This window comes from Pseudoxanthomonas sp. LjRoot127, from assembly GCF_964253495.1.
Lineage (GTDB): Bacteria > Pseudomonadota > Gammaproteobacteria > Xanthomonadales > Xanthomonadaceae > Pseudoxanthomonas_A.
This window is the reverse complement of the sequence record NZ_CAXUQR020000001.1, coordinates 284,251-305,620: the sequence shown is the minus strand read 5'-3', so window position 1 is coordinate 305,620 and position 21,370 is coordinate 284,251. Positions and strand designations below refer to the sequence as shown.

Genomic DNA, 21,370 nt, shown 5'->3' with positions numbered 1-21,370 from the left:
CCCCAATCAGGAGAACCCACATGAACGTCCAAATCGCCCAATCGATGAACAACGCCACCGATGACCAGGAGCGCTACGCCATCCTGGCCGGCTTCGTCCGCGGCAACGACGAGTTGCGCGCCAAGGGTGCTGCAGAAGAACTGGTGGACGCGCTCTACTACGCGGGCGCCGCCTTCAACCGCTGGAAGGCCATCGCCACCGTCCGCGAAGCTGCGGCGGCCTGAGGAGCTGGTGATGCTGCCCTTGCGCAACCCCCGCTTGGACAACCCCATGGGGCGCCTGCCGACGTCCTTCGTCAACACCGGCGATGCCGACGAGATCCGCCGGTTGGCCGAGAAGCACGGCATTTCGTTCAACGAAGCCGTGCGACAGATTGTGGCGCTCTACTTCCGCCAGCCATTCCCCCTATCAAGCAAGCGAATGGGCGACAGCAAGACAGATCGGCTGCCCGAGATGGTGGCCCCGCGCCACCTTGTCGAAAGCATTGGTGTTCTGGCGTCTTCGTTGGGCCACACCCGCGGCGAAGTGTTGCGTCAGATCATACGGGGCACGCTGAGGAAACGCCGTGGCCGTGATTGATCGCTCTCCGCCACCGCCCGGCAGTCCCAGTGCGGAACTGATCCACGCGTGTATCGAGGGCAACCTGGTGGGGGTGCTTGAGGCACTCCGGGAGGGGGCCAATCCCAATGCGTGGCGGGAGAACGAAGGTCCGGCTATCCACTCGGCGCTGGCCTGGCCACGCATCGTTGAAGCCCTGATCGAAGCGGGGGCGGAGCCGCACGCCCGCAACTTCTGGAGTGAACGGCCGCTGGAAAAGCTCGCAGCGGACTACCAGTCCAGCGAGCATCCGGTGGAGCGGGGGCGCATGGAACAGACGGCGCGGCTGCTGATGAGGCTGGGCGGCAACGCTTACCGCGCCAGCCCGTTCTGGCGAACAGGAACCCTGCGCGATGCGATGCCCCAGGTGGTGGCGAAAGTGGAAGCCGAACTGCGGCAGGAGTTGCTGCAGGACAGGCTGGTGACCGTAGTCGACACGCCGACGGTAAGCCGGCCGCGTCTTTAAGCAAGAGCAACTGCACGACGCCGCCACCGGCCGCTGCGCGACCGGCGATCTGATAAGCACTCAATGGAAGAAAGGCAGCAACGCCTTCGGCGCATATTCGATGTTAGGAATATTTGCGTGAAATTACGCAGTTTTTGATTTTAGTCTTGAAAAGATCCATTGCAGCCATGGACATTTTCATGTGGCGATCTACCTTGAATGTATGGAAGGCGCAGTGCTTTCCACTCACTGGACCGACAGCCATGACCCTCTCCATCCTCGCCATGCTTGCTCCCATCGTGCTGCCCCTGAGCGTTCTGCTCGGGGCTCGCATCTCGGACGCCATCGAAAACGCCGCCTGGGCGTTCTGAGGCCGCCATGGCAGCACGGCACTACTACTACGCTTACGAGCGCACGGACGGCGAGGTGTGCTACCTGCCGAAGCTTCTGCATGAAGGCATCCAGCGTTACCCCCACACCATCGGTCACTACCACCTGACCCAATGGCTGGGCGTGAGCAAGCTGCTGACACCCGAGCAATACAAAGCCATGGGGTGGCTGGGCACGAACCGACCGATGGCCAAGCGTGCCGCCGCAACAACGGCCTGATCTCGTCTCACCGACTGACACAAGCGCAAGGCAAAATGTGGGCATGAATCAGTCTGCCTCCCACGAACCCGACGACGTTTTCCTCCACGCTCCTGCTTACGGCCTCCTGCTTGGGCAGACCACCTGCCACTTCTGCCACGCCCAGACGCCCACGGCGGCGGTGTGGGTGCCGTCCTTTGAGGAGCGCGACGATGAAGGCGTAGTGGACCAGGGGGAGGGCGCCTTGCTGCGCTACATCGAGCACCTCGACGAGAGCGCCACCGCTTTCGTAACCGGGCACGCTCCCTGGCTGCGCTTCGCGTCCACCCGGACATCCGGGCAGGTATATCTGGCCCACCACTGCACCACCTGCGGGGCCCTCCAGGGCGACCACTTCGTCTTTTCCCCAGATGGCCCGTATTGGCCCGAAGGCGACGTCCAACTGGCCTCCCTTCGGTTCATCCGCGGCCTGGGCCAGCTCACCGCGCAGGCCTCTGCGAGGCAGGGCGCCTGGATGGACCGGGTGCCTTTGATCTGCACCCAGGTCTAACGGCTTCTCCAACTCGGACCGCGTATCGGTGTGCCGTTCGGCACGCCATAGGGGCTCCTTGCGCTTCGCGCGGCCCCATCGCCCAGCTTCTCCGGTCAAGGGCCATTCCAGGGCCCGTGTCCTCGCTTCGCTGCGGGCCGCGCCAGCCCTTCCATTTCCTCCCTTGACCGCGCCGAGCGGTGGGGCGGTGGGTTTCCCATTCCAGGACATCCCGACCGGATGCCCTGGGCGGGCCATTACTCACCAGCGAGGAGCAGCGCATGTTCGAACCTTCCGATCTCATTCATTCCTACACCCGAGCTCAGGCCATCGCGGACGGCGTCCTGGTGGACGTGTCCGACGTGGCGAAGGAAGCAGGCTTCAAGCTGCCCGTGGCCATCACGCACGCCGTGTGGGCACGCTACGTCGAAGTGCCCGCGGGGCTGGAGATGCGTGGGCAGTCCGTGGAGGGTCGGCTCTGGGACGTGCTCTTCATGCTCCACGTGGCGATCCAGCGGGAGAGCGGCAACACGTCCGAGATCCATTACCAACTCTTGGTGGCCATGCCCGATGGGGGCGACTGGCAGCCCAACGAAGCGGTTCCGGATGATCGGTCCGGCCTGACCCGGTCGACGCACCGGCTGGTCACCCTGAAAGCGGTGTGCGGGCCAGGGGATGACCCTGCGCCGGTGGTCACCATCATGCTGCCAAGCGAGGATTGACGAGGGGGCCGGGAAACCGGCCCTCATCTTTTTCCCGCCAAGGTCCCGCGGCTAACATGGAGGGACCACAAGGGAGGGGTTGGGGATGGAGAAGTTCGATTGGTCGAAGGTTGAGTTCGCGCGCACACCCTGGCGAAGCCAGGTCATTCCAGACGCGCTGCCCATCCTGATCCGGTGGGCCCAGGAGGGTGAGGCCCATTCCTACAGCGACCTGGCCCAGGAGCTGCACGACACCTTCGGGCACGAGATCAAACCCCGCAAGGACCTTTACGGCACCGTGGCCGGGGGCGTTGCCCAAGCCCTGGAGTGGCTCAGCGACCAGTGGGAGGAACCCATCCCGCCACTCCACACGATCGTGATCAACAAGGCCACCAAGCACCCCGGGGAAGGTGCGATCACGATTTCGCCCCGTTACTTCGCCGGCAAGAAGCTGGACACCGAGGAGGAAAAGCGCGCTCATCTTCGTGAAGCCATGGAAGACGTCTTCACTTACCCTGACTGGGACCGCGTCGCTCGCGCCCTGGGTGCCACGATGCTGATCCCAGCAATGGGAGCGGTGGAGGAAGTGGCAGCGGACGCGCCCATTCCCCTTCCGAAAGTCCAGGAGGGTGGGAAGCCGGAGAGCGACGAGCACAAAGCCTTGAAGGCGTGGGTGGCCAGCCATCCCGAAGAGTTCGTGGACTACGGGAACTTCCCCGCCGGCAGCAACGAGAAGTTGCTGAGCTCGGGTGACCGGCTGGACGCTCACTTCGATAACGGAAGGCATCGCCTGGCGGTCGAAGTGAAAACCAGCAAGTGCTCGGAGGACGAGCTCCAGCGGGGTGTCTACCAGGCGGTGAAGTATCGGGCCATCGTTCGGGCGGAGCAGAAGGCCGTGCGCCACGTGCCCAATGGCGAGGCGGTGTTGGTTTGCACGCGCTCACCCAACGCAGAAACCAGGGCCCTCATCAAACGTCTGCAGGTCAGGTTTCAGCAGGCGCCGCTGGAAGCTGAAAAGCCTTGAACTATCGAACCTGCCGGCCGATGCGCTGCCGGCGATCTCAAAGGCCGCCCGAGTTGGGAATGGGCGTTGAATTGAACATCAAAGAGCTCCTCACAGATTGGAAAAATCGATCTCGACCACGTTGTCGTGTAGCAAGGCGTTGTCCGAGCGGCGATACACCCTGACGCGCGTCCTGGAACGGCCATCGCCGGTAGACATGTTGGGGTAGACCACGCAGGCCGACGCCGAGCAGTTCACTCCATCCCATAGCGACGTCATCTCCACCCGATACAGTGTGATATCAAGCACCGGATATCCGTTCGAATCGAATGTGTTTCCCACCATGACCGTTGCCAGATCCTGCCAATAGGGGCTTGGATCCCAATCGCAGTAAGTGTCCTGAAATCCAGTGCGACCGTAGTAGTAGTGGCTGAAATCGCAACCGGACACGAAGGTGGCCGAAGGTGGCGTCACGCACGTGTCGCTGGTCCTGGCCCACCCCGTGGTGGGTGTCCATGCCGTCCATGCCGACCACCCACCCCAGGTGTAGGACCCGGTTGGGGCGGGGCAGGAGGCCGTGCGTGTGCGCGTGCGTTGTTCTTGTCGAGATTGGTAAATGTCGCCTGCCTGGCCCACCGGACAATCCAGTCGTTGCGTGGCGGTCTGGAACTCATCCTCGGTCTGAGAGCTGGGGGTGGGCAACACGCACGCGGGCGCGCAGGTGTTGCTCGTCAGTGTCCACGCGCCCCAGCTTCCTAAACCTGCGCACACATACGAGCGTTGCTCCTGGAGCGCGCCGAGTTGCCCGACGGGGCAGGCCAAGGTGCGGCTTTCAGGCCCTGGGCAAGGCGTGCAGGTGTTGCTGGTCTCCGTCCACGGGCCAGCCGTTGTAGTTCCTGCCCACGCTTCGTAGACCAAGGGGTCGGGCCCGCAGTGATGGCGCCGCGATTGAAACGCCTGTCCCACCGATCCAGCAGGGCAGCTCACCGTTCGGTTCTCCGAGCTCTCCACGCACGCTGCCACCGTGGTGGGCGGAGGGAGTGGAGGTGTGACCGGAGGCGCGGGCGGCGTGACCGGAACAATTGGGGTGGCAATCGGCGGCGCAACCGGTGCCGGCGGTGGAGGTGGGAGGGAAGGGGCTGGATTGATGGGGCCCACGGGAGCAGCGGGGCCCACTGGCCCAGCAGGGCCCACGGGACCGCCAAGCGGTGGAGAGCCGGGAGGGGTGATTGTGGTCCGGGCGGGGGGAAGCTGCAGCGGTGAGGCCGCCACCGCAGCTCCCGCCACCAACCCGGTGTGGTAGACGAACGCAATGCGGCCATCGCCGCCCGCGCAGGCATCGGTCAGTGCTTGAAGGTCCAGGCGCCCCCCGTGGTTGCGGATCACCGACACGTCGGACACCTGGACGTCCCACGGATCGCGTGCGTTGACAGCAACGAAATCGGCGCACGAGCGCACGGGCACCTGGTGGTGGACGATGGAGAACCCATCCCCGAAGCGAGTCACCGTGTAGGGCTCGACGGTCACCGCACCGCCCCAGGCATTGGTCAGCAAGCCTTCTCCCTGGGTCAACCGGTCGGGGGCGAGGCCATCGCGAACGATCGCGTCGGCGCTGACGCCCGCGAAGGTGCCCAGCAATCCGAATGAGCTCTCGACCTTAGAGGACAGCACGCGCAGGTTATCGGTCTCGTCCGACACCTTCGACTTCGCGGACACATGCGAATAACTCGCGAAAGCGACGACGGAGAGCACGGTCAGCCCGGCCAGGGTGAGAAGCGTTTCCGCCATGCCGAAGCCCAGCGCAGAGCGAACCCCGCTGGAAAGGCGAGAGGGGGAGGGATGTCTGCGCAGAGAAGGAAATGTCGTCATGCATTTCAGCATGCGATGCAAAGGTGGTTTGGCAAGCCCCTGTTTTAGTCAGACTTTCTGCAATTTACCCCCTTGACTCGACCTGTCGGTGTGGTTGCATGGGGTTAAGCCGATTAAAGGAGTGGGATGACCTACTCATAAAAGGCCCAACCTCAACCGACAGGAATCACCCCCATGCACCAAATCTCATTGACCGTGCTCCAACCCCGCTCGGGCTTGTTCATGAACGCCGCCAACGAGCCTTGCCGAGGCTTCGTTGAAGCCGCCCACATCCCCAACTCGAAACGACATCGGCTGGTTCGCCTGGCGAAAGAGAAAGCCCACTTCGAGCAGAAGAGCCGAAAGGAGGCCAAGTGGAAATGAGCGCCCTCAACCCCAAAGAGCGCTTCGCCCGCGAGCTCCACGCCGCGGTCCAGGCCAACAACCCGTTTCTGCTGCGCCACCTGGTGCGCCGCATCCATCAGGCCCGCATCGACGCCTGGACCTCAGGGGACGACAACGCCATCTTCCCGTCCCTTGATGCCCCGGTGAGCCTGCAGGGCATCACCGCTTTCCACTTGGCCTGCATGGGGTGGAAGGCGTATCGGGACAGTCCGCACCTGGCCTATGGGTTCGACCAGATGGCCCTCATCCTGGCCGCCGCGGGCGCGGACCCCTTCGCCGAATACTGGATCGGCAAACAGCGCCGAACGATCTTCGAGGAACTGGAAGGCGATGTTCCACCCGCGTTGAAGGACTGGATGGCTAAGCAGCCCTTTGATCTCCACGTGTCACCGTCCGAAGCCATGATCACCCAGCGGACGCTTCCCCCCATCAAGTGTGGGGTGAGGTCACCCCAGCAGTGCGCCATGTTCAAGGAAAAGAGTCCGGCGCCTTAACGGCTAAAAGATTTGCAAAAACATGCGCTTGCGTTGCGATTGACTCTCTGTAGAGTCGGTTGGGCTACCCCTACCTACTCATATAGACGGAGTTTTCCATGCGCTTGTGCTGCTTCTCCCTGAAGGGCGGTGTCGGCCGCACCACGTTGGCCCTGAACCTCGCCGGGTGTTACGCCCGCGACCCCAGGCTGCGTGTGCTAGTGAACGACCGTGACCCCCAGGGCGGCGCCAGCGCCTTTGCGGCCCTGTCCGATGAAACCCCGTTCTCGGTGGGCCGTTCGCGCTCGCCGGGTTTCAACATCGAGATCACCGACACCCCGCCCAGGCTCCCGGACAATGAGGTGATCCCCGAAGCTGACCTCTACCTCGTCCCGACGCTGCTGGACGGTGCCAGCTTCCTCATCTTCCTGCGGACGGTGGAGGTGCTGGAGAAGAAGGGCAAGCGCTATCTGCCCATCGCCAACCGGGCGAACGAGAAGCGGTCTTCTCACCGTCGCCGTCTGGAGCACCCCAAGATGGCCGGCGCAGTTCTTGTGCGTGACCGGGCGCTGATCGCGGACTGCTACGAGCAGGGCCAGACGGTGTTCGACGCCGCCGACCGGTGGGCCCAGAAAGCCCAGGAAGAGATCCACGGGTTGGCCGTGAGGGTGCGCCACACCCTCAAGCGTGACGGCAAGGGGAGGGCTGCGGCATGATGGACCTCCCGCTGGTTTCCCTGCCTGACCTACCCATGGCCACTCGCAAAGCTCCCGCCAAGAAGGCGGTGACGAAGAAGACTGCCAAACGCACGCTGGACGACGTGAAGAACGTCACTCATACCAAGGCGTCGCGCCAGAGCGCGAAGGCCGAGCCGGCGATCGGGCGCATTCCCGAGCACGTCCTGCTGGGGCCGGGCGACTACCCGGAGCGGAAGTCTTACTTCGACTACGACGACAGCCAGCGGGCTGGCACGGTGGGTGGCAAGCGCGTTCACATGGTCATGCCGCGGTCGGTCACCCTCCACGACTACCGTCGGCGGGAGGACGGCCTGCGCCATCACCGGGCCATGGTGACCATCCCGCCCAAGCTTCGGGAGAACATCGCTAAGCTGTTCGGCTACGAGGACTCCGAGGACGCCGGCCGGGAAGTGGCCCTGACCACCGCGATGGTGGCGCTGGCGGACTACGCCGCCGCGACACTCATCAAAGAGAAGACCCTGTTGGTCGTGAGCTCGCCGGCGGACGAGCACGCCGAGGAACGGAAAGCCGCCAGGGTGGCCGTGCGGAACCGGGGCAAGGCCAAGAACGGCAAGATCTACTGACCCCGGCAAACAGGGGTGACGAAGAAAGCGGCTACGGCCGCTTTTTTTTGTGCCCGGGTTTCGTGCCGGAGGAAAAGCAACAGCGGCTGAAAAGCATCCCCTGGCGGGGAATGGCACACGCCTACGGCGCAATAACGAACGTTGGGTGGGCCAAGGGCATAAACGTTCATTTAGTGAACTATAAAAGTGAGGTTCACCTGTTGCGCATTTTAAGCGGGCTCATAGCCTGGGGTTGAAGGGGCATCGACGCCCAACAACCGAAGGAGCTATGACGTGAATGAGAATGCGACCAGCGACGAGGAACTGATGAAGGTGATGGGGCTCAACGAATGCATGCTGGAAGGGTATTCGCACGTTTCCCTTGAGCCGGTGGGGTTTCGATACGAAGAGAACTGGGGGTGGGCGGACACCTGGTGCGCTCGGCATCGGGCTTACTCGCATCCCATGGGCGAGTGGATCGTGGTCGATGGCAGAAGGGTCGTTGTGCAGAAGGGACGTCCAAAGTCAAAGAAGGCGTTGCTCTTGAAATGGCGAGAAATGCAGAGCGAAGCCGAGAATGCCCAGCGTTGTTGGAATTACGAACAGCAGAATGAGAGATATTCCTGATGCGCGGATGGCTTTATGTTAGTAATAAATGCTTTATCTGGCCGCAGAAATTGCATTTAGTCGTAAAAAGTGATGGAAAAACTATTGCGCTATTTATGCGCTGTCGTAACTTGGATTTGAGGGAGGCAATCCTGCCAACCAACACCAAGGAACTGACATGTATATCCACGCCATCACCCACAACAACAAGCAGGCATTCGCCATCACTGAAGCGCAAGGAACGGGAGGAGCCCGCGCCTGGGGAATTTGGAGGAAATTGCGGCTCATCCGGTTCGACGTGGCGGCGGCTGAGAAAGTGGCCGACGAGTTGAGCAAGACCGGCCATCGCTGGGAGAAGTCGTTTGAAGTGCTCGAAGATATCGAAGTGGACGTGCGCAACGCTGGCCCCGCGTCCGGCTTTGGCAAGGCCTTTGCTGAAATTAAGCGCCAGCTGGAAGCCCAAGCAGGCGAAGGCGCGACGAAAGTGGAAGGCGATTCGATCAGCCACCTCAAAGCCCTGGTGAAACACTGATGGCTCACCGTCAAGCTACCCCCACTCTGCTCAAATCGGGCGAGTGGGGCGCTCGGGTCCTAGCCCCCAAGGTGGGCGTCGGCGATCAGCTGACAGTGGTTGCGAAGAATGGCAACACCTGGGAGGCACAGGTCGATGGCATTGTTTGGCAGGGAGCGGACGTAGCCCTCTGCCGGACCTCTCGATCGAGGATTGCGCGAGCCCAGACAGGCTACTGCTCGCAATGCGGACGGCGTGCAGTGGACTGCTCGTTTCACGCCGCGATGGGTGGGCTATGCGGCGAATGCGCTTTTGACGAATACGACATGTGACGTCCTTTCCGTGACTAACTCCTACGCGATTCCCTCAAAACCCCAGGACGATCACCGGCTGCCCATGGTGCGCCTAGATCCTGACAAGGCTGCCTCTTTCAGGAAACTGGCGCGACGCAAAGGGCTCTCGACCACGGCGGCATTGGCCGCGTTGGTCAACACTCATGCCCAAGTCCGCCAACCGTTGTCGCCCCGCATTCGGAAGGCCCACGGTGAATCAGCGAGGTTCACGGCCGCTCTTCCGGATTGCCGGGTGTCGGCGACGGCCAGCGATGCGTTGCGTGCCGACGCTCAAGCAGCGGGAGTCTCATTAACAGAAGCCCTTCGGCAACTCGTGGACCGAGGACTGACAACAAAAGACTGAGCCGGCACTTATAGCGCTGGGATGATTTCTGACTTGACTCGAGCCCTAGCCTTCAACCAGGCCTGAGCCAGATCGTCTACATCTGCCTGCAGCGCTGCTCGTTCCCCAGGCAGCCATGGCCGAACCTGGCCGGCTTCCACCGCGGCGTCTCGGTGTTCCAGCCGGTGACGTGCTTCCAGCCACCTGGCCTTCGTCTCCGCCTCCCGTGACGCTCGCCGTTTCTCTCGCATGCGCACTGAGCCGGCCTTATCGCTGTATGACCTGATATGACCATTGCCAGCCAGTGGCCAAGGTGTCTCGTGCGCGCCATTGCGCCGCTGGCGCACCTGTCGCAACGTCGGATACCGGGCCTTCCAACTGTCCTGTCCGGTTCGCTCGCCGTGGGTGGCATCGTCAGGGCTCAGGTCGATGACCAGGGCGTGGTGCTCGATGAGCTGCCAGACAGCGGCTTGAAAAACATCCTCTGATACGTCGAAGCCCACCACCTCGCCGTGCTCCATCCACCGGCCATGATGCACGTGGCGCAGCAGGGCGGCGGCTTCGTTGCGGGTCGTCTGGGTGCGCTGGCCCACCGGCCAACCCACGAACCATCCGTTCTCATGGCGTTCGACGTAGACGAGAAAGCGGGGATGCTTCCAGCGCTCATGGAGCAGGTTTAGCACGGTTCCGTCTTTCGCGTAGCGACCCACAGAGGTCAGGTGATTGTCCGAGCGTTGCAACACTCCCATCCGGGCTTCCTTCAGGGCATTCAGGTGGTCGGCAGGCACCCGTCCCGCCAGCTCTTCCCACGCCAGAAGGTCGCGCGCGCCGCGTTCGACCGCGCACTTCTTGCAGGCCATCCGTAGGTTCGACGGTTCGACGGGGCCGCCCTGGTTGAACGGAACGAGGGGTGACAGACCCCACGACTGCCGCCGGCTCACGTCGATGGGCGAGCAGCAGAACGCACACGTCGGGTTGTCTTGTCGCCGCAGCAGGTCGAGCGCCCACCGAGGGTTATCGGCAGCACGGGCGCGGTGTTTCTCCAGCACCCGTTGGGCGAATGCCTGGAAGTCTGAGGTGGTCATGGGGTTGCCTTCAACGAACTGCATGCGATCAGGAGTGGGGTGTCATTGATGGGGCGCGAGCACTTCAGCAGCCCCCTCACTCGCTTGACTAAAACGATAAGACGCGCGGAATTCCGAAACACGTTTCGGTTTGCGAGGGCGACTGCTCCCATGTGACTAAAGCGCCCCGCACGGTGCATCCAGCGTCCCCCAACTGGTTTGACTAAAACGATAGCCTCACCGGTTTTCGAGTGCAGCGCCGATGGGTTGCGGTGGTCATGGACGAGGGTTGGCCGGCGAGAAGAAACGGGTATCCGAACGAGCGCAACTGGCTTTCCATGCGAGGGGCGACGGAAGGCGAGAGGGGCGGGGGAGCGTGGGGTCTGGGAAGGCATGGCGTGAACCTGGGGAGAGGTGAACCGGTTGGGGATGCACCACCAATACCGCTGAACTGGCGAACCGCAAGGGGTGGCGAGAAGCAACGGCAACAGCTCTGCGTCGGTTGAAGCGGTGTCGGCCCAGGCACCAAAGCAGAAGCCTGGAGGGTGCCCTGGACTCGTCATACACATGACGCACTGAAGTAGGTGTGCGCTTCGCGCCCAATAATCGGTGTCACGGCGGCCGAAGTATCAATTGAATCAAGGCCAGACCGTGTCACAAACGTCAGGAGACAAGGTCAGCGGTTGTTAGCTCGTTTCGCCCTTGTTGTTCAGGCTCCTGCGATGGGGCCTTGCCAACTCGCGGATTCCAGGTATCGGTGGAGTAATCCAGAAACGGAGCTACTCGACCAATGGCGTTCGTTCGTCAAAACGTAAATCTCGATCGCGAGCAACTGAAGCTAGCTCGCCGGCTCGCTCGCGAGAGCGGGGTGGCGTTCAGCGCTTACATGCGCGATGCACTGGAGCGGCACAACGCGAGCGTCACATTGACCGCGGCGCTGGAGAACTCGAATGCCCACCTGGAGTTTCTAATCGATCAGCTCCGCGAGGAGAACGCGACCTTGCGCCGCTCTCTCCAGCAAGACCACCAGCGCTTGCGCGACGAGATGAAGGCTGAGCAGGCCCAGGCCATTCAGAACTACGAGGACGTGTTGCGGCGTGTCCTGACATCGCTCTCCCAGCACCCCGTCAAGAGCACCGGTGCGGCCAAGGCGCCCGCCCCCAATCCCATGCTCGCCCCCCGCGCCTGACTTCCTTCCCCACGAATAGGAGATCCATCCCATGAAACGTTCCACCTTCCCAATCACCGTTTGCCTGATCGCCTGCATGCCGATGGCAATGCCGGCCCAGGTCATGGCTCAGTCCAACCCGTCGGAGTCGGTCGCTTCCACCGAGGAGAAGCCCAAGACCGACAAGAATCGCGTCTTCAAGGCCGGTGGCATCGGCTGCGTTGCCGGTGGCGCCCTGGCTTACTTGACCGGCAAGAAGGACCGAGCCGTTGCCGCGTGCGCCGCGGGTGCTGCCGTGGGTGCAACGGCGTCCTACGTGAAGCAGCAGCGCGAACACGCCGAAGAAGCCGCCGACGCCGCACGTGCTGCCGGAATGAAGGCCGAGGTCGTCACGAAGACCGAGGCCGTCGAAGGCAAGCAAGAGACCGTGCTGGATTCACTGCGCTTGAACTACGACCCTGCCGACATGAAGAGGCTGGATGCCGGCACCCAGGCTTTCCTCGACAAGTTCGCTGGCTTGCTGACCAAGTCGACCAACGGGCTCACGGTCGTGTTCCAGGGCGCCGACAAGGCCGCCTGCCAGGTGCCCATTGTGGAGCTGGCCAAGCGCGGTGCTTTGTCGAAGGTGACGGTGGACGACCGCTGCGGCAGGGGCGAGCACGTGATCGTCGTGACCCCGGTGCCTGACGTCCGCTGACGCCGATTGCCCGGGTGTCCTCGCGATGCCCGGGCTTCCTTCCCCTTTCCCCAGGAGATCCCATGACCCCCGAAGAACTGATCCGCAAGCGCAAGCGCGACGAGCTGCTCAAGCGCGCCAATGCCGCGCAACCAACCACGCCAACCGATGGTGAGCAGTTGGTGTCCGAGAACACCAAGGAGACATTGAAGGCCGCCGGTCACTGGGCAGGGGTGATCGGCAAGCGCGCTGCCGAGTTGACCCAGAAAGGCGTTGCTGTTGCTGCAGAGAAGGCGAAGGAAGCCAAGGCACAACTGGACGCGAAGCGGGCAAAGACCGCAGAGGAACGGGTTCAGGCTACAGAAGCCAACTCGAGCACCCTGACAGTCCAGCCGGCCAAGGTCGATGTGGCGAAAACGTTTTTGAAGACCGAGACGGCGGGTTCTCTCGTGGCGGACGGAATGGCTCAGGACCTAACCTCTGTCGATGGCGAAGGTCGGGAAGGCAAAGCTCCTTTCGCTGAAATGGCAGTCGAGGACTTGGTCGAAGAAGTGTCCGTCCAGGTGCCAGCAGCAATTGCTGGTGAAGGTGACGCACCCTTGGCCAACCCGTCGCAGCAGGACGTAACAGAAAGCCTGTCCGTTCAATCGGAATTGGATTCTCCATCTTTCGAGGGTGTCTCGTCCGAAGTCATCGAGGAAGTGCTGGCCCAGATAGCGGAAGCTGGAATACATGACGAACGCGGATTTCTCTCCCCAGAGCCACCAGGCGACACAGCGCGGGAGATGGCCCGATCAGTTCTTGAAGAGGCCGGTTACGCCAAGACGTCAGGTGCACGCGTGTCGGATTTGGCCGATGACTCCAAGTTCGCTTCTCCTTTGGAAGACCCCTTGGGCGAACCCGTGCCGCCGCCGGATGACGCCTACAGCGAGGAGGTGACGCAGCCGTGCATTGGAACCGACGACACAACCCCAAGACGCAAGGCTTGGCCCTGGCTCGTGGGCGGCGTTGTGGCGGTGGCATTGGTCGCTGGGGCGATCAATTTCCTACAGGGGAAGGACGACCAGCCGCCGCCGAGCGTGCCTGCTCCCGTGACACCTGTTGCCGCTCCGGTTGTTCCCGAGCAGGTGCCGGAGGTGATGGAAGCCCCTGTGGTGGCGCCTGCTCCAGCAGTGCTTCCAGAGGAGGCCAGGACAGAACCCACGCTTGAGAAGCCCCAACCTGTTACCGCTCCAGTGCTAACGGCGTCAGCGCCGAAAGAGGCCCAACCCAAGCCTTCGCCGAAACGTGCGTCACCCCCGTTGCCGAAGAAGGCTCCCGCACTAGCTGCCGAGCAGAAGAACGATTGGCAGCAGAAGGCGAACGACGACCTAGACGCTTGGGCGGAGAAATCCGGCATCAAGTGATCCCCCTTGCCAACTCGCGGATTCGATCTAGAAAGAAGTGACCTACTCATCATTTAAGGGGGAAACATGTTCCAGTGGCTTTTTACGCAATACCGGGAACCCGGAAAGCTCCACTTCGGTTCGAAGTGGATGAACCTTCACGGGCGACTGCTCATCGGCAGCCCGGAGTCGCTGGGCATGGGGCACCTGACGGAAGCCGTGAGGCGTTCGTTCTACTACCTGCGCGCCGATCGCGTGCCGCCGGTTGAAAACGACGCGGCCTACGAGGCCTGGACCAAGGATCGGCTCTACGCGAGCAAGGTGGAACAGGTGGCAGAGCGCTGGGTAGCCAAGGCGGGCTTCCTGGTGATCGCGCCGTTGTGCGCGGTGCTCGCCGTCCTGGCGCATTGGCTTGGCAACTAAGGGAGGAACAACACCATGGCATTGAACATCAACATTCTGAGCGCCATCGACTGGACGAGCGGCTTGGGTCGCAAGTTCCGTCGCAAGGAAGGCGAGGGCTCAACCATCCGTGAAACCATCATCATCAAATCGAACGTAGAGTTCGAGAACCTGGTCGGCCGGTTTGATCTGAGCGATCGGGTGCGCAGCCGCGTCCTGGACGTTCCTTCAGAGGACACCCAATTGGCTGCCGAGTGCGGCGCGGTGTGGAGCGAGGAGCAAAACGCCTTCCTGGTTCCGGAAGGGATGAGTGAGGACGATTTTCAGGAGTGGTGGCCCAAAGTCCCAGAGGACCTGCGCGACAGCCAATCCCGCATCACCATCACCAAGGACGGACGTAGGGCCGAAGGCTACCTGCAGGGCAACGACATGGGGCAGGGCAACGACAGCATTGCCACTCCTCTGATGTATCTCGCGTTCCCCGCGATTGGAGCGCTGACTTTGTTCCTGGTCTCGTGGATCGGCTGGGCGGGCTGGGCCTTCCTGCTGACGACCATTCCCTACTTTATCGCCCTGAAGCAGGGCGAGAGCATGAAGGAAGCCTTGAAGGCCTTGGTGCTCCTCCAGTGGATTCCGATGGGCATGGCGGGCATGTCAAAGTTCAGCGCTCTAGGAGTCGGAGGTGCGGCAGCGGGTTCGGCTGGGCTCCAGGCTTACATGGCTTTCTTCACCAAGGCCGCGGTCATCGGCTTTGGCCTGGTGGGTGTGATCTTCGTGGTATGCCTGGTGGCCGCCGCTTCCCATCCCCACCGCGGCGTCATCGGTGGCACCGCCGCCCGGTTCATCCAGGCGATGAAGTGGGTGGGCATCATTGTGGTCGCGCTGCTGGTGTCCCAGATCCTGCCGTGGGGCCTGGGCGATGCCGTGCCCTTCGTTCTGGCCTGCATGTATGCCATGCAGTTCACCGAGGGCAACTTCGTCCAGACCGGCGCGCGCCTCTGCCTGCAGAACAACGACAACAACTTGGGCACCCAAGGGGCCTTGGTCAACTCGCACGTGAAGGCGCGTGAGCAGCAAGCCCAGAACGCCCTGAAGGACACGACTCCACTGATGGCAGTGGCCCGTGCCCAAGGTCACCTGACCGACAAGGGATACGGCTATTCGCCCGACTTGGGAACAGTGATGATGATTTCCTGGCGTGACCTAACTCAAGGCCTGGTGATCTTCGGGGCTATTGGTTCTGGCAAGTCCTACAGCGCCATGCGCCCGTTGGCTCGACGCTTTCGTCGGGCTGGTCTTGCATTGGGGGTCAAGCTTGGCTTGGAGGGTATGGCCGGCGGTGCACTAATCGCCGACGGTAAAGATGGCGCCATCATCTCCGACCTGGAAGGTCTGTTCGACATCGTGGTGAAGCCGGGCCTGACCGTCGCTCCCTACGAGGGATTGGAGCCCGATCAGATCGTGAAAGCGCTGCGAGGTGCCTCCGGTGGCGAAGTGGATCCGGATTCGAAGTTGTGGGCCGACGGCGGTGACGCGTTTATCTATCACACGGGAGTCATCCTGAAGGCCCTGGTTCAGCACGAGAAGACCTACCGTGCTTGGTGTATGGCCAAGATCGACGGGTTGGAACAATCCCTCACGCTATTGCAGCTCGAAGAGCGCAAGCTCCGCAAGCTGGGACAGGATACTGTCGAAGTGGAGGAGCGCTTGGCTGCAGTGGTCCAGGAGATGGGCCTCTACACCTGCGTGGTGGAGTCTGATCGGGGTTGGGCTTACACCCCTATGCACCACGCCAAGCTGCTGGCGAACGTCGAACGCGTCATCCCGACCGGGACGTTGCCCAAGCCTAACCCGAAGATCATTGAAGTGATCAAGTATCTGGGATTGGAAGAGCCGGACAACAGCTTGGATGAAGAAGGGCGTGCGACGCATGCCGCGTATCTTGCTGCCTACAGGAAACGTCAGGCGAACGAACCCCAGACTATCCACCCGGATCTGTTCCGTCCGATGTCCCAGCTTCAGAGCTCTCTGGAGTGGGCGTTGCTGGAGGTGCCGGCAATGAACGCCGAACAGCGCCAGTCGTTCACCCTGAACTCCCGTGGTCTGCTGGAGAAGCTGTTGCGCGGTGAGAAGCTGCGTGACGCAAACGACATCCCCTGGCACTCCATCGAGAAGGGTGAGGTGGACGTTTCGCAAGCCTTGTATGGCGCGATGGTAGGCCTGTTCTTGCCGCCAACCCAATACGGTGAGGCCGGCGAGATGATGATGCGTTTGCTGAAGCAGCGGGTCATGAATGGCATACAGGCCCGAGGTGCTTACGGTGACGATTGGCGTGAAGCCTTGCCGGGCCAGGTGGAAGTCATGTTGATGATGGACGAAGCACATCTGCTTTTGACTGCCGATGACACGAAGCTTTTCTCCATCTCCCGTTCACTGGGTCTGATGCCAGTGTTGGCTATGCAAGGATTTGAGAGCCTGATTTCTTCTTTCAACAACGATAAGACCAGGGCGGAACTGCTGGCGAACACTATGCAGTCGGTCATCGCGCTCAAGTGTTCTTTCAACACCGTTGAATACTTGATCAAGCGCTTCGGTGAAGCCATGCTGACGACCTTCAAACAGAAGACACGCGGCATCGACTACAAGGGTGGCCTAGACAACTACCGCCACTCGGTGCTCAACGATCCGCGTCACCCCCATGCAGCGGTCTACGACAAAATGCGACTGGAAGGTGCAGGTCGCATGACGGCTCTGCGTGTGGATCCGGCCACGGGTCGTCGCTGGAGGATTGGGGCGGAGGACGTCATCGGTCAGGACGAACTGGCCCGTGACATTGACATGCCGACAGGCGGCAAGCGCGAAGTTCAGCCGTTGTTCCGGCCCGAAGAGTATCCGGCCCTGCTGGAGCCCCGCGGTCACGCCATCGTTGCCTTGAACCGCGCCGGTCACAAGCGCATCGACCTGGCCGAGCTGGTTCCTGACCTGGACTGACGGAGACGGCGAGGGGGTTCGCCCCCTTGCCAATCCGCCGATTTGATCAACCCTCGATGTATCCCATCCCCACTGGAGAACCCACTTATGAGCGACACCCTTACCCAACCCATGGAAACCCTGACCGACCTGCGCACGCTGCGGGCACAGCGCAACGAGAAGCTGTTGGGCGATCGCCCACCCGTCCAGAAAGAAGAGGCCAGGGCGGCCTACGATCAGTCCGTGAGCAAGGACCAGCAGGCGATTGAGGAGCGCCGGCAGCGGTTGCTGGATTGGGCCGAGAAGGCCAGCCCGGAGCAGATCGAGGCCTTGCAGAAGAAGATTCAGGAGGCCGACAAAGCCAAGGCCGAAAGCCAACCCGACAACCAGCACGAACAGGTGGCCTTTCAGACCGTCCAGCAGTGGCGCCAGCAACGTCAGGGGGAAGAGCAGCGCCCTCCCATGCTGACCCGTGAGCAGCGGATGGAGAACGGGCCGGGGCGCTTGGGCTACGCCGAGTATGCCCGCACGGCCCCGAAGGAGGCTGCCTTCATGAAGGAGTATGAGAAGAACTTCGACTGGGACAAGCACGAGAAGCAGCGCCAGCGGAACGTCTTCAGTCAATAGCTCCGCCCTTTCCGACTAAAGTCAAAAAGTGCCCGGTTCTTCACAGAATCGGGCTTTTTTGCGACTTGACACCCAGTTCTGGTGTGGTTTCCTGAAGGTGTATCAAGAGTAGACCGACCTACTCATAAATAACCAAGGAGACCGACATGACTTTCATTGCTAACTTCTACGAATGGGCCGTAGAGAACACCGCCCTTGCCATTCTGGTGGCTTTCTTCGCCATCATCATTCTAGCCCTCGCTTTCGCGCTGGCACCGTTCATGGCCAAGGCCGCTCTGGTGGGATTGTTCTTCGTCGGCGTCATCTACATGGGCGTCGAGACCATGTTCAACTGAGCATGAGTCGTTCTTACCGACAGGTGCGTGTCTACCTCCGGCGGAGCCTCCGCCGGTTCGATGGCGACGAGTTCATGTTCTGGCTGCACCCTCTCTGGGTTTTGACAGTGCTTGTCTGGATGGTCTTGGCACCCATCCCGGGTTGACCGTCGCGCCGAACGGCGGGGTTTCATAAGGGTCAGTAGTCCGGTAATGCAGCCGGGGCAGTCTGTAAAACTGATGGCATCGCGTCCCCTGTAGGTTCAAGTCCTACCTGACCCACCAACGCTGATGTTTGCCATTCGCTTGACGTCCGGCGATTCGTCTTTACAACCATGGGCATGGACGCCCGTGAATGTCTTCAACACCAACTGCGCCCCCTGGGCCTCCACCGAACGGAAGTTCTGGTGGACGCCTTACTGCAGGAGTTCGGCAACGAGCCACAGCATGGTTCCGTTGTCCTGGCCCGCGCCCATGCCTTGAGCTTGGCCCCCGTCGAGGGGCGGAGCGGCGACCTGGTCTGGCAGGTTTGCCACGGCGACGCCGACCGAGCTCCCCAGGTGGATCTCCGGTGGGGGCTTCACCGCCTGACCTTCGACGCTCCCGAGAACGCCTCGACCCTAGACATGGTCCGCGCATTCGAGCGGCGGCTGGGCGACAAGAACGAACCCATGGCGTTCAGTGCCATCGCCGACCACGTCTCGCGCCTTACCTCCGCACAACACACAGGGTTGTTCCATGACCTGTCCATGGCGGCTGAAGAAGCGCGCGCAGCTCGCGCCGATGCGAAAAGCCTCCAGGAACATGGCCCCTGGCAAGCGTGGCTGACCGGCGCCTCTCGAGCGGGCCATGAAGCTGCGGTGTTGGCCTGCATTGGCTTGGGCGCCAACGTGCGCATGCCCGACCTCAACGGGAACACGCCACTCCACCATGCAGCCCGCTTCGGCCACGCCCACCTGGTCACCCCCTTGATGGAGGCCGGTGCGGACGTGTCGGCGTTGAACGGGCAGGGCTGGGCGCCGCTCCACCTGGCATCGCTCCACAAGCACGCCCGCGTCTGCATGCAGCTGATGGCCCACGGCGCTAATCCTGAGCAGCCTGGGTGGCGTGGACGCACCCCCACGCGCATGCACCAGCGTCAGAACGGCTATGAGCAAGCCCAAGCCTTATGACGCCCTGGGCGAGGTGCCCGGCAACGTCGCGCCTTCGCAGCCGGTCCGCTATTGGCACCGCGCCTTGTTGGGCGGGGGATTCACGTTTGGGGTGGTCTACGTGGGCGCCATGGGCATTGCCTGGCTCATCCCCAACTCGGACGGCCAACTCATCCGCTTCACCGATGCCCTGAAAGGCGGCCTGGTGACCGGCTACCACGTCCTAACCGCCGGCATCTCGGCTCGCGCTCCGGCGCGGGAGTTCATCGAGCTGGTGGCCTATCACCACCCGGTTGCCACTTGGACACGCATCGGGGTCTCGCTTGCGTTGGCGGGTTACCTGGCCGTCCGCGTTTTCCTGAACGAAGCCAAGCCCGTGAGCAACACCTGGCACCTGGCAGGCGCGCAGATGCTGGAGGGCGAGGAGGCCATTGCCGAGGCACGGCGCCGCTCACTCACGCCCAAGGAGATTGAGGCCGACCCATTCGCCTTGTCGTTGCATCCCGACTTGGTGCTCTCGAAGAAGCAGTGGGCACGCCACGTGCTCCTTACGGGTTCCGTGGGCTCGGGCAAGAGCGTCATCCTCAAGCACGTGCTGGAGCAACTGGTCAGGATGAAGGGCGCGAAGCTGTTTCTCTACGACATCAAAGGGGATTTCACCTCGATCTTCAAGCGTCCCATCATCGTGTCGCCATTCGACTCACGGTCCTACGTGTGGGACGTGGCCGCAGACGTTCGCACGCCCACCCAGGCGGCTGCCTTCGCAGCGTCCCTAATTCCCGAGGGAGAGGGCAGCTCGAAGTTCTGGACTATGGCCGCCCAGGATCTCTTCATCGGGTGCGTGCGTGAACTGCAGAACACGCAGCCGGGGACCTGGGGCTTCCCAGAGCTGGCCCAACTGCTGCGGCGACCCGCGGCGGCGATGTGCGAAGGCATGCGACATCACTATCCCCGCGGTGCAGCCTTGGTCGCCAACGCCGAGAGCCAGACCACCGCCAGCGTGCTGTCCACCCTCGGTGGCTTCACCCGACTCATCGACGATCTGGCCACCGCCTGGCCCAAGGTGGGCAAACGCCGCTTCTCGATGACCGAATGGATTCGAGACGACTACACGGGCCGCAAGCAAATCATCGTTCAATCGGGGCCCGATCCCACGCTGACCAAGGCCTACATCGCAGCCATGATCAACGTGGCTGTTCCGGATCTCATCGGGCCTGCGCTGCCGGACAACGAAAGCGGGCGGGGGCTCTACTTCGTGTTCGACGAGCTCACGAGCGCTGGACGGTTGAACATCGACCCATTGTTGGCGCTGGGGCGCAGCAAGGGTGTGGTGGCCGTCATGGCAGTCCAGGACCATGCCCAGATCGAACTGGTCTACGGCGAGAAGACCGCTCAGGCGTTCTCGTCGTTGGTCGGCACCCATGTGGTGTGCCAAGTCCAGATGGGGGCGACCCGCGACAAGCTCGCCAGCCAGCTCGGCAAGCACAAGATCGCGTGGCGTTCGCACGAGGACAAGGCGCAGGTCCACGAGGAAAGCCGGGCGCTGATTTCCGCTGGGGAACTGACGGACCGGCTGGGCTTCCGCAAGGGCAAGCGATATGGGCCGGAGAAGTGGGGCATCGAAGCGATCGTCCAGATGGGCGGCGACGTGCTCCTGCTCGCCTGGCCGGGGAAGACCTACCCGCAGGTTCGTGATGGTCAGGAGCCCGCTGAGTGGACCACCAAGCCCGCTGGGCCTGTTGAAGGGGAAGCGACGCAGTCGGCAACGTTACCGGGCGGGGCGTTTGCGTTCCCTATTACCCAAGGGGGTGTCGAAGACATCCAGCGCGTGCTGGCGATGACCCCCGAAGAAATCGACGCGCTGTTCAAGCGCTGAGTGGCCTTGCCAACTCTCCGTTTTCTGGGACCTTGGATCAGTCAAGGTTTCGGAGA

Annotated in this window: 23 protein-coding genes and 1 tRNA gene; 22 read left to right on the top strand and 2 right to left on the bottom strand. The window is 62.3% G+C overall.

All coding sequences use genetic code 11. From position 1 onward, the window contains the following. The first annotated feature begins 20 nt into the window (after nucleotides 1–20). The 7 genes from ACSQ19_RS01400 to ACSQ19_RS01370 all read left to right on the top strand — a co-directional run bounded on the left by ACSQ19_RS01400 (nucleotide 21) and on the right by ACSQ19_RS01370 (nucleotide 3,884). The gene (locus ACSQ19_RS01400; protein ID WP_435999471.1) at nucleotides 21–224 is read left to right on the top strand and encodes a hypothetical protein; all 204 of its coding nucleotides are present in this window, start codon (nucleotides 21–23) and stop codon (nucleotides 222–224) included. A 10-nt stretch (nucleotides 225–234) separates the two neighbouring features. Next, on the top strand, nucleotides 235–579 hold the full coding sequence (locus tag ACSQ19_RS01395; RefSeq protein ID WP_435999469.1) for a hypothetical protein: 345 nt from the start codon (nucleotides 235–237) through the stop codon (nucleotides 577–579). Next, on the top strand, nucleotides 566–1,063 hold the full coding sequence (locus ACSQ19_RS01390) for a hypothetical protein (RefSeq protein ID WP_435999467.1): 498 nt from the start codon (nucleotides 566–568) through the stop codon (nucleotides 1,061–1,063). The genes ACSQ19_RS01395 and ACSQ19_RS01390 overlap by 14 nt, the downstream gene beginning before the upstream one ends. Nucleotides 1,064–1,420: 357 nt before the next feature. Continuing rightward, the gene (locus tag ACSQ19_RS01385; RefSeq protein WP_164177657.1) at nucleotides 1,421–1,651 is read left to right on the top strand and encodes a hypothetical protein; all 231 of its coding nucleotides are present in this window, start codon (nucleotides 1,421–1,423) and stop codon (nucleotides 1,649–1,651) included. A 43-nt stretch (nucleotides 1,652–1,694) separates the two neighbouring features. After that, a complete protein-coding gene (locus ACSQ19_RS01380) occupies nucleotides 1,695–2,180 on the top strand; it encodes a hypothetical protein (RefSeq protein WP_435999465.1) in 486 nt (161 codons plus the stop codon). 260 nt (nucleotides 2,181–2,440) lie between these two features. After that, nucleotides 2,441–2,881, top strand: coding sequence for a DUF6573 family protein (locus ACSQ19_RS01375; protein ID WP_435999463.1), 441 nt, complete (start codon nucleotides 2,441–2,443; stop codon nucleotides 2,879–2,881). An 85-nt stretch (nucleotides 2,882–2,966) separates the two neighbouring features. Further along, the gene (locus ACSQ19_RS01370; RefSeq protein WP_435999461.1) at nucleotides 2,967–3,884 is read left to right on the top strand and encodes a hypothetical protein; all 918 of its coding nucleotides are present in this window, start codon (nucleotides 2,967–2,969) and stop codon (nucleotides 3,882–3,884) included. A gap of 90 nt (nucleotides 3,885–3,974) precedes the next feature. Here the strand turns inward: ACSQ19_RS01370 and ACSQ19_RS01365 are convergent, their stop codons facing one another. After that, nucleotides 3,975–5,732 carry a type 4 pilus major pilin gene (locus ACSQ19_RS01365; RefSeq protein ID WP_435999460.1) on the bottom strand — a complete coding sequence of 586 codons (1,758 nt, stop codon included), beginning with the start codon at nucleotides 5,730–5,732 and terminating at the stop codon, nucleotides 3,975–3,977. A gap of 359 nt (nucleotides 5,733–6,091) precedes the next feature. Between ACSQ19_RS01365 and ACSQ19_RS01360 the strand changes: the two genes are divergently transcribed. The 5 genes from ACSQ19_RS01360 to ACSQ19_RS01340 all read left to right on the top strand — a co-directional run bounded on the left by ACSQ19_RS01360 (nucleotide 6,092) and on the right by ACSQ19_RS01340 (nucleotide 9,027). Then, complete coding sequence (locus ACSQ19_RS01360; RefSeq protein ID WP_435999458.1) at nucleotides 6,092–6,610, top strand: hypothetical protein; 519 nt, start codon at nucleotides 6,092–6,094, stop codon at nucleotides 6,608–6,610. A gap of 98 nt (nucleotides 6,611–6,708) precedes the next feature. Then, complete coding sequence (locus ACSQ19_RS01355) at nucleotides 6,709–7,305, top strand: AAA family ATPase (RefSeq protein WP_435999456.1); 597 nt, start codon at nucleotides 6,709–6,711, stop codon at nucleotides 7,303–7,305. Between the two features lie 35 nt (nucleotides 7,306–7,340). Further along, on the top strand, nucleotides 7,341–7,910 hold the full coding sequence (locus tag ACSQ19_RS01350) for a hypothetical protein (protein WP_435999454.1): 570 nt from the start codon (nucleotides 7,341–7,343) through the stop codon (nucleotides 7,908–7,910). A gap of 273 nt (nucleotides 7,911–8,183) precedes the next feature. After that, complete coding sequence (locus ACSQ19_RS01345) at nucleotides 8,184–8,516, top strand: hypothetical protein (RefSeq protein ID WP_435999452.1); 333 nt, start codon at nucleotides 8,184–8,186, stop codon at nucleotides 8,514–8,516. A 157-nt stretch (nucleotides 8,517–8,673) separates the two neighbouring features. Then, complete coding sequence (locus tag ACSQ19_RS01340; protein WP_435999450.1) at nucleotides 8,674–9,027, top strand: hypothetical protein; 354 nt, start codon at nucleotides 8,674–8,676, stop codon at nucleotides 9,025–9,027. 683 nt (nucleotides 9,028–9,710) lie between these two features. On the opposite strand, the gene ACSQ19_RS01335 is transcribed toward ACSQ19_RS01340, so the two are convergent. Beyond that, nucleotides 9,711–10,790, bottom strand: a complete 1,080-nt coding sequence (locus ACSQ19_RS01335) for a hypothetical protein (protein WP_435999448.1) — start codon at nucleotides 10,788–10,790, stop codon at nucleotides 9,711–9,713. 745 nt (nucleotides 10,791–11,535) lie between these two features. On the opposite strand from ACSQ19_RS01335, the gene ACSQ19_RS01330 reads away from it, so the two are divergent. The 10 genes from ACSQ19_RS01330 (at nucleotide 11,536) to ACSQ19_RS01285 (ending at nucleotide 21,314) form a co-directional block, all read left to right on the top strand. Further along, nucleotides 11,536–11,934 carry a hypothetical protein gene (locus tag ACSQ19_RS01330; RefSeq protein ID WP_435999446.1) on the top strand — a complete coding sequence of 133 codons (399 nt, stop codon included), beginning with the start codon at nucleotides 11,536–11,538 and terminating at the stop codon, nucleotides 11,932–11,934. 31 nt (nucleotides 11,935–11,965) lie between these two features. Next, nucleotides 11,966–12,610 (top strand): hypothetical protein, encoded by a 645-nt coding sequence (locus tag ACSQ19_RS01325; RefSeq protein ID WP_435999444.1) that lies wholly within the window; start codon nucleotides 11,966–11,968, stop codon nucleotides 12,608–12,610. A gap of 62 nt (nucleotides 12,611–12,672) precedes the next feature. Next, nucleotides 12,673–13,995, top strand: a complete 1,323-nt coding sequence (locus tag ACSQ19_RS01320) for a hypothetical protein (RefSeq protein WP_435999442.1) — start codon at nucleotides 12,673–12,675, stop codon at nucleotides 13,993–13,995. Between the two features lie 66 nt (nucleotides 13,996–14,061). Beyond that, a complete protein-coding gene (locus ACSQ19_RS01315; RefSeq protein WP_435999440.1) occupies nucleotides 14,062–14,397 on the top strand; it encodes a hypothetical protein in 336 nt (111 codons plus the stop codon). A 15-nt stretch (nucleotides 14,398–14,412) separates the two neighbouring features. Next, nucleotides 14,413–17,367 (top strand): TraM recognition domain-containing protein, encoded by a 2,955-nt coding sequence (locus tag ACSQ19_RS01310; protein ID WP_435999438.1) that lies wholly within the window; start codon nucleotides 14,413–14,415, stop codon nucleotides 17,365–17,367. 87 nt (nucleotides 17,368–17,454) lie between these two features. Next, entirely contained in the window at nucleotides 17,455–17,973 is a 519-nt protein-coding gene (locus ACSQ19_RS01305) for a hypothetical protein (protein WP_435999436.1), read from the top strand. Nucleotides 17,974–18,119: 146 nt separating this feature from the next. Beyond that, nucleotides 18,120–18,308: a hypothetical protein gene (locus tag ACSQ19_RS01300; protein ID WP_180852287.1), complete on the top strand. Its 189-nt coding sequence runs from the start codon at nucleotides 18,120–18,122 to the stop codon at nucleotides 18,306–18,308. 175 nt (nucleotides 18,309–18,483) lie between these two features. Next, nucleotides 18,484–18,572 (top strand) — tRNA-Tyr (locus ACSQ19_RS01295). A 56-nt stretch (nucleotides 18,573–18,628) separates the two neighbouring features. Beyond that, complete coding sequence (locus tag ACSQ19_RS01290) at nucleotides 18,629–19,459, top strand: ankyrin repeat domain-containing protein (protein WP_435999434.1); 831 nt, start codon at nucleotides 18,629–18,631, stop codon at nucleotides 19,457–19,459. Further along, nucleotides 19,437–21,314: a helicase HerA-like domain-containing protein gene (locus tag ACSQ19_RS01285; protein WP_435999432.1), complete on the top strand. Its 1,878-nt coding sequence runs from the start codon at nucleotides 19,437–19,439 to the stop codon at nucleotides 21,312–21,314. Before ACSQ19_RS01290 ends, ACSQ19_RS01285 begins: the two co-directional genes overlap by 23 nt. Nucleotides 21,315–21,370: the final 56 nt, after the last annotated feature.

Excerpts from the sequence above, each read along its gene's own strand:
- ACSQ19_RS01290 (WP_435999434.1), top strand. The coding sequence starts at position 18,629 with ATGGACGCCCGTGAATGTCTTCAACACCAACTGCGCCCCCTGGGCCTC.
- ACSQ19_RS01365 (WP_435999460.1), bottom strand. The coding sequence starts at position 5,732 with ATGACGACATTTCCTTCTCTGCGCAGACATCCCTCCCCCTCTCGCCTT.
- ACSQ19_RS01375 (WP_435999463.1), top strand. The coding sequence starts at position 2,441 with ATGTTCGAACCTTCCGATCTCATTCATTCCTACACCCGAGCTCAGGCC.
- ACSQ19_RS01310 (WP_435999438.1), top strand. The coding sequence starts at position 14,413 with ATGGCATTGAACATCAACATTCTGAGCGCCATCGACTGGACGAGCGGC.
- ACSQ19_RS01395 (WP_435999469.1), top strand. The coding sequence starts at position 235 with ATGCTGCCCTTGCGCAACCCCCGCTTGGACAACCCCATGGGGCGCCTG.
- ACSQ19_RS01335 (WP_435999448.1), bottom strand. The coding sequence starts at position 10,790 with ATGCAGTTCGTTGAAGGCAACCCCATGACCACCTCAGACTTCCAGGCA.
- ACSQ19_RS01300 (WP_180852287.1), top strand. The coding sequence starts at position 18,120 with ATGACTTTCATTGCTAACTTCTACGAATGGGCCGTAGAGAACACCGCC.
- ACSQ19_RS01315 (WP_435999440.1), top strand. The coding sequence starts at position 14,062 with ATGTTCCAGTGGCTTTTTACGCAATACCGGGAACCCGGAAAGCTCCAC.
- ACSQ19_RS01385 (WP_164177657.1), top strand. The coding sequence starts at position 1,421 with ATGGCAGCACGGCACTACTACTACGCTTACGAGCGCACGGACGGCGAG.
- ACSQ19_RS01305 (WP_435999436.1), top strand. The coding sequence starts at position 17,455 with ATGAGCGACACCCTTACCCAACCCATGGAAACCCTGACCGACCTGCGC.
- ACSQ19_RS01330 (WP_435999446.1), top strand. The coding sequence starts at position 11,536 with ATGGCGTTCGTTCGTCAAAACGTAAATCTCGATCGCGAGCAACTGAAG.
- ACSQ19_RS01380 (WP_435999465.1), top strand. The coding sequence starts at position 1,695 with ATGAATCAGTCTGCCTCCCACGAACCCGACGACGTTTTCCTCCACGCT.
- ACSQ19_RS01285 (WP_435999432.1), top strand. The coding sequence starts at position 19,437 with ATGAGCAAGCCCAAGCCTTATGACGCCCTGGGCGAGGTGCCCGGCAAC.
- ACSQ19_RS01320 (WP_435999442.1), top strand. The coding sequence starts at position 12,673 with ATGACCCCCGAAGAACTGATCCGCAAGCGCAAGCGCGACGAGCTGCTC.
- ACSQ19_RS01325 (WP_435999444.1), top strand. The coding sequence starts at position 11,966 with ATGAAACGTTCCACCTTCCCAATCACCGTTTGCCTGATCGCCTGCATG.
- ACSQ19_RS01370 (WP_435999461.1), top strand. The coding sequence starts at position 2,967 with ATGGAGAAGTTCGATTGGTCGAAGGTTGAGTTCGCGCGCACACCCTGG.
- ACSQ19_RS01360 (WP_435999458.1), top strand. The coding sequence starts at position 6,092 with ATGAGCGCCCTCAACCCCAAAGAGCGCTTCGCCCGCGAGCTCCACGCC.
- ACSQ19_RS01400 (WP_435999471.1), top strand. The coding sequence starts at position 21 with ATGAACGTCCAAATCGCCCAATCGATGAACAACGCCACCGATGACCAG.
- ACSQ19_RS01340 (WP_435999450.1), top strand. The coding sequence starts at position 8,674 with ATGTATATCCACGCCATCACCCACAACAACAAGCAGGCATTCGCCATC.
- ACSQ19_RS01350 (WP_435999454.1), top strand. The coding sequence starts at position 7,341 with ATGGCCACTCGCAAAGCTCCCGCCAAGAAGGCGGTGACGAAGAAGACT.
- ACSQ19_RS01355 (WP_435999456.1), top strand. The coding sequence starts at position 6,709 with ATGCGCTTGTGCTGCTTCTCCCTGAAGGGCGGTGTCGGCCGCACCACG.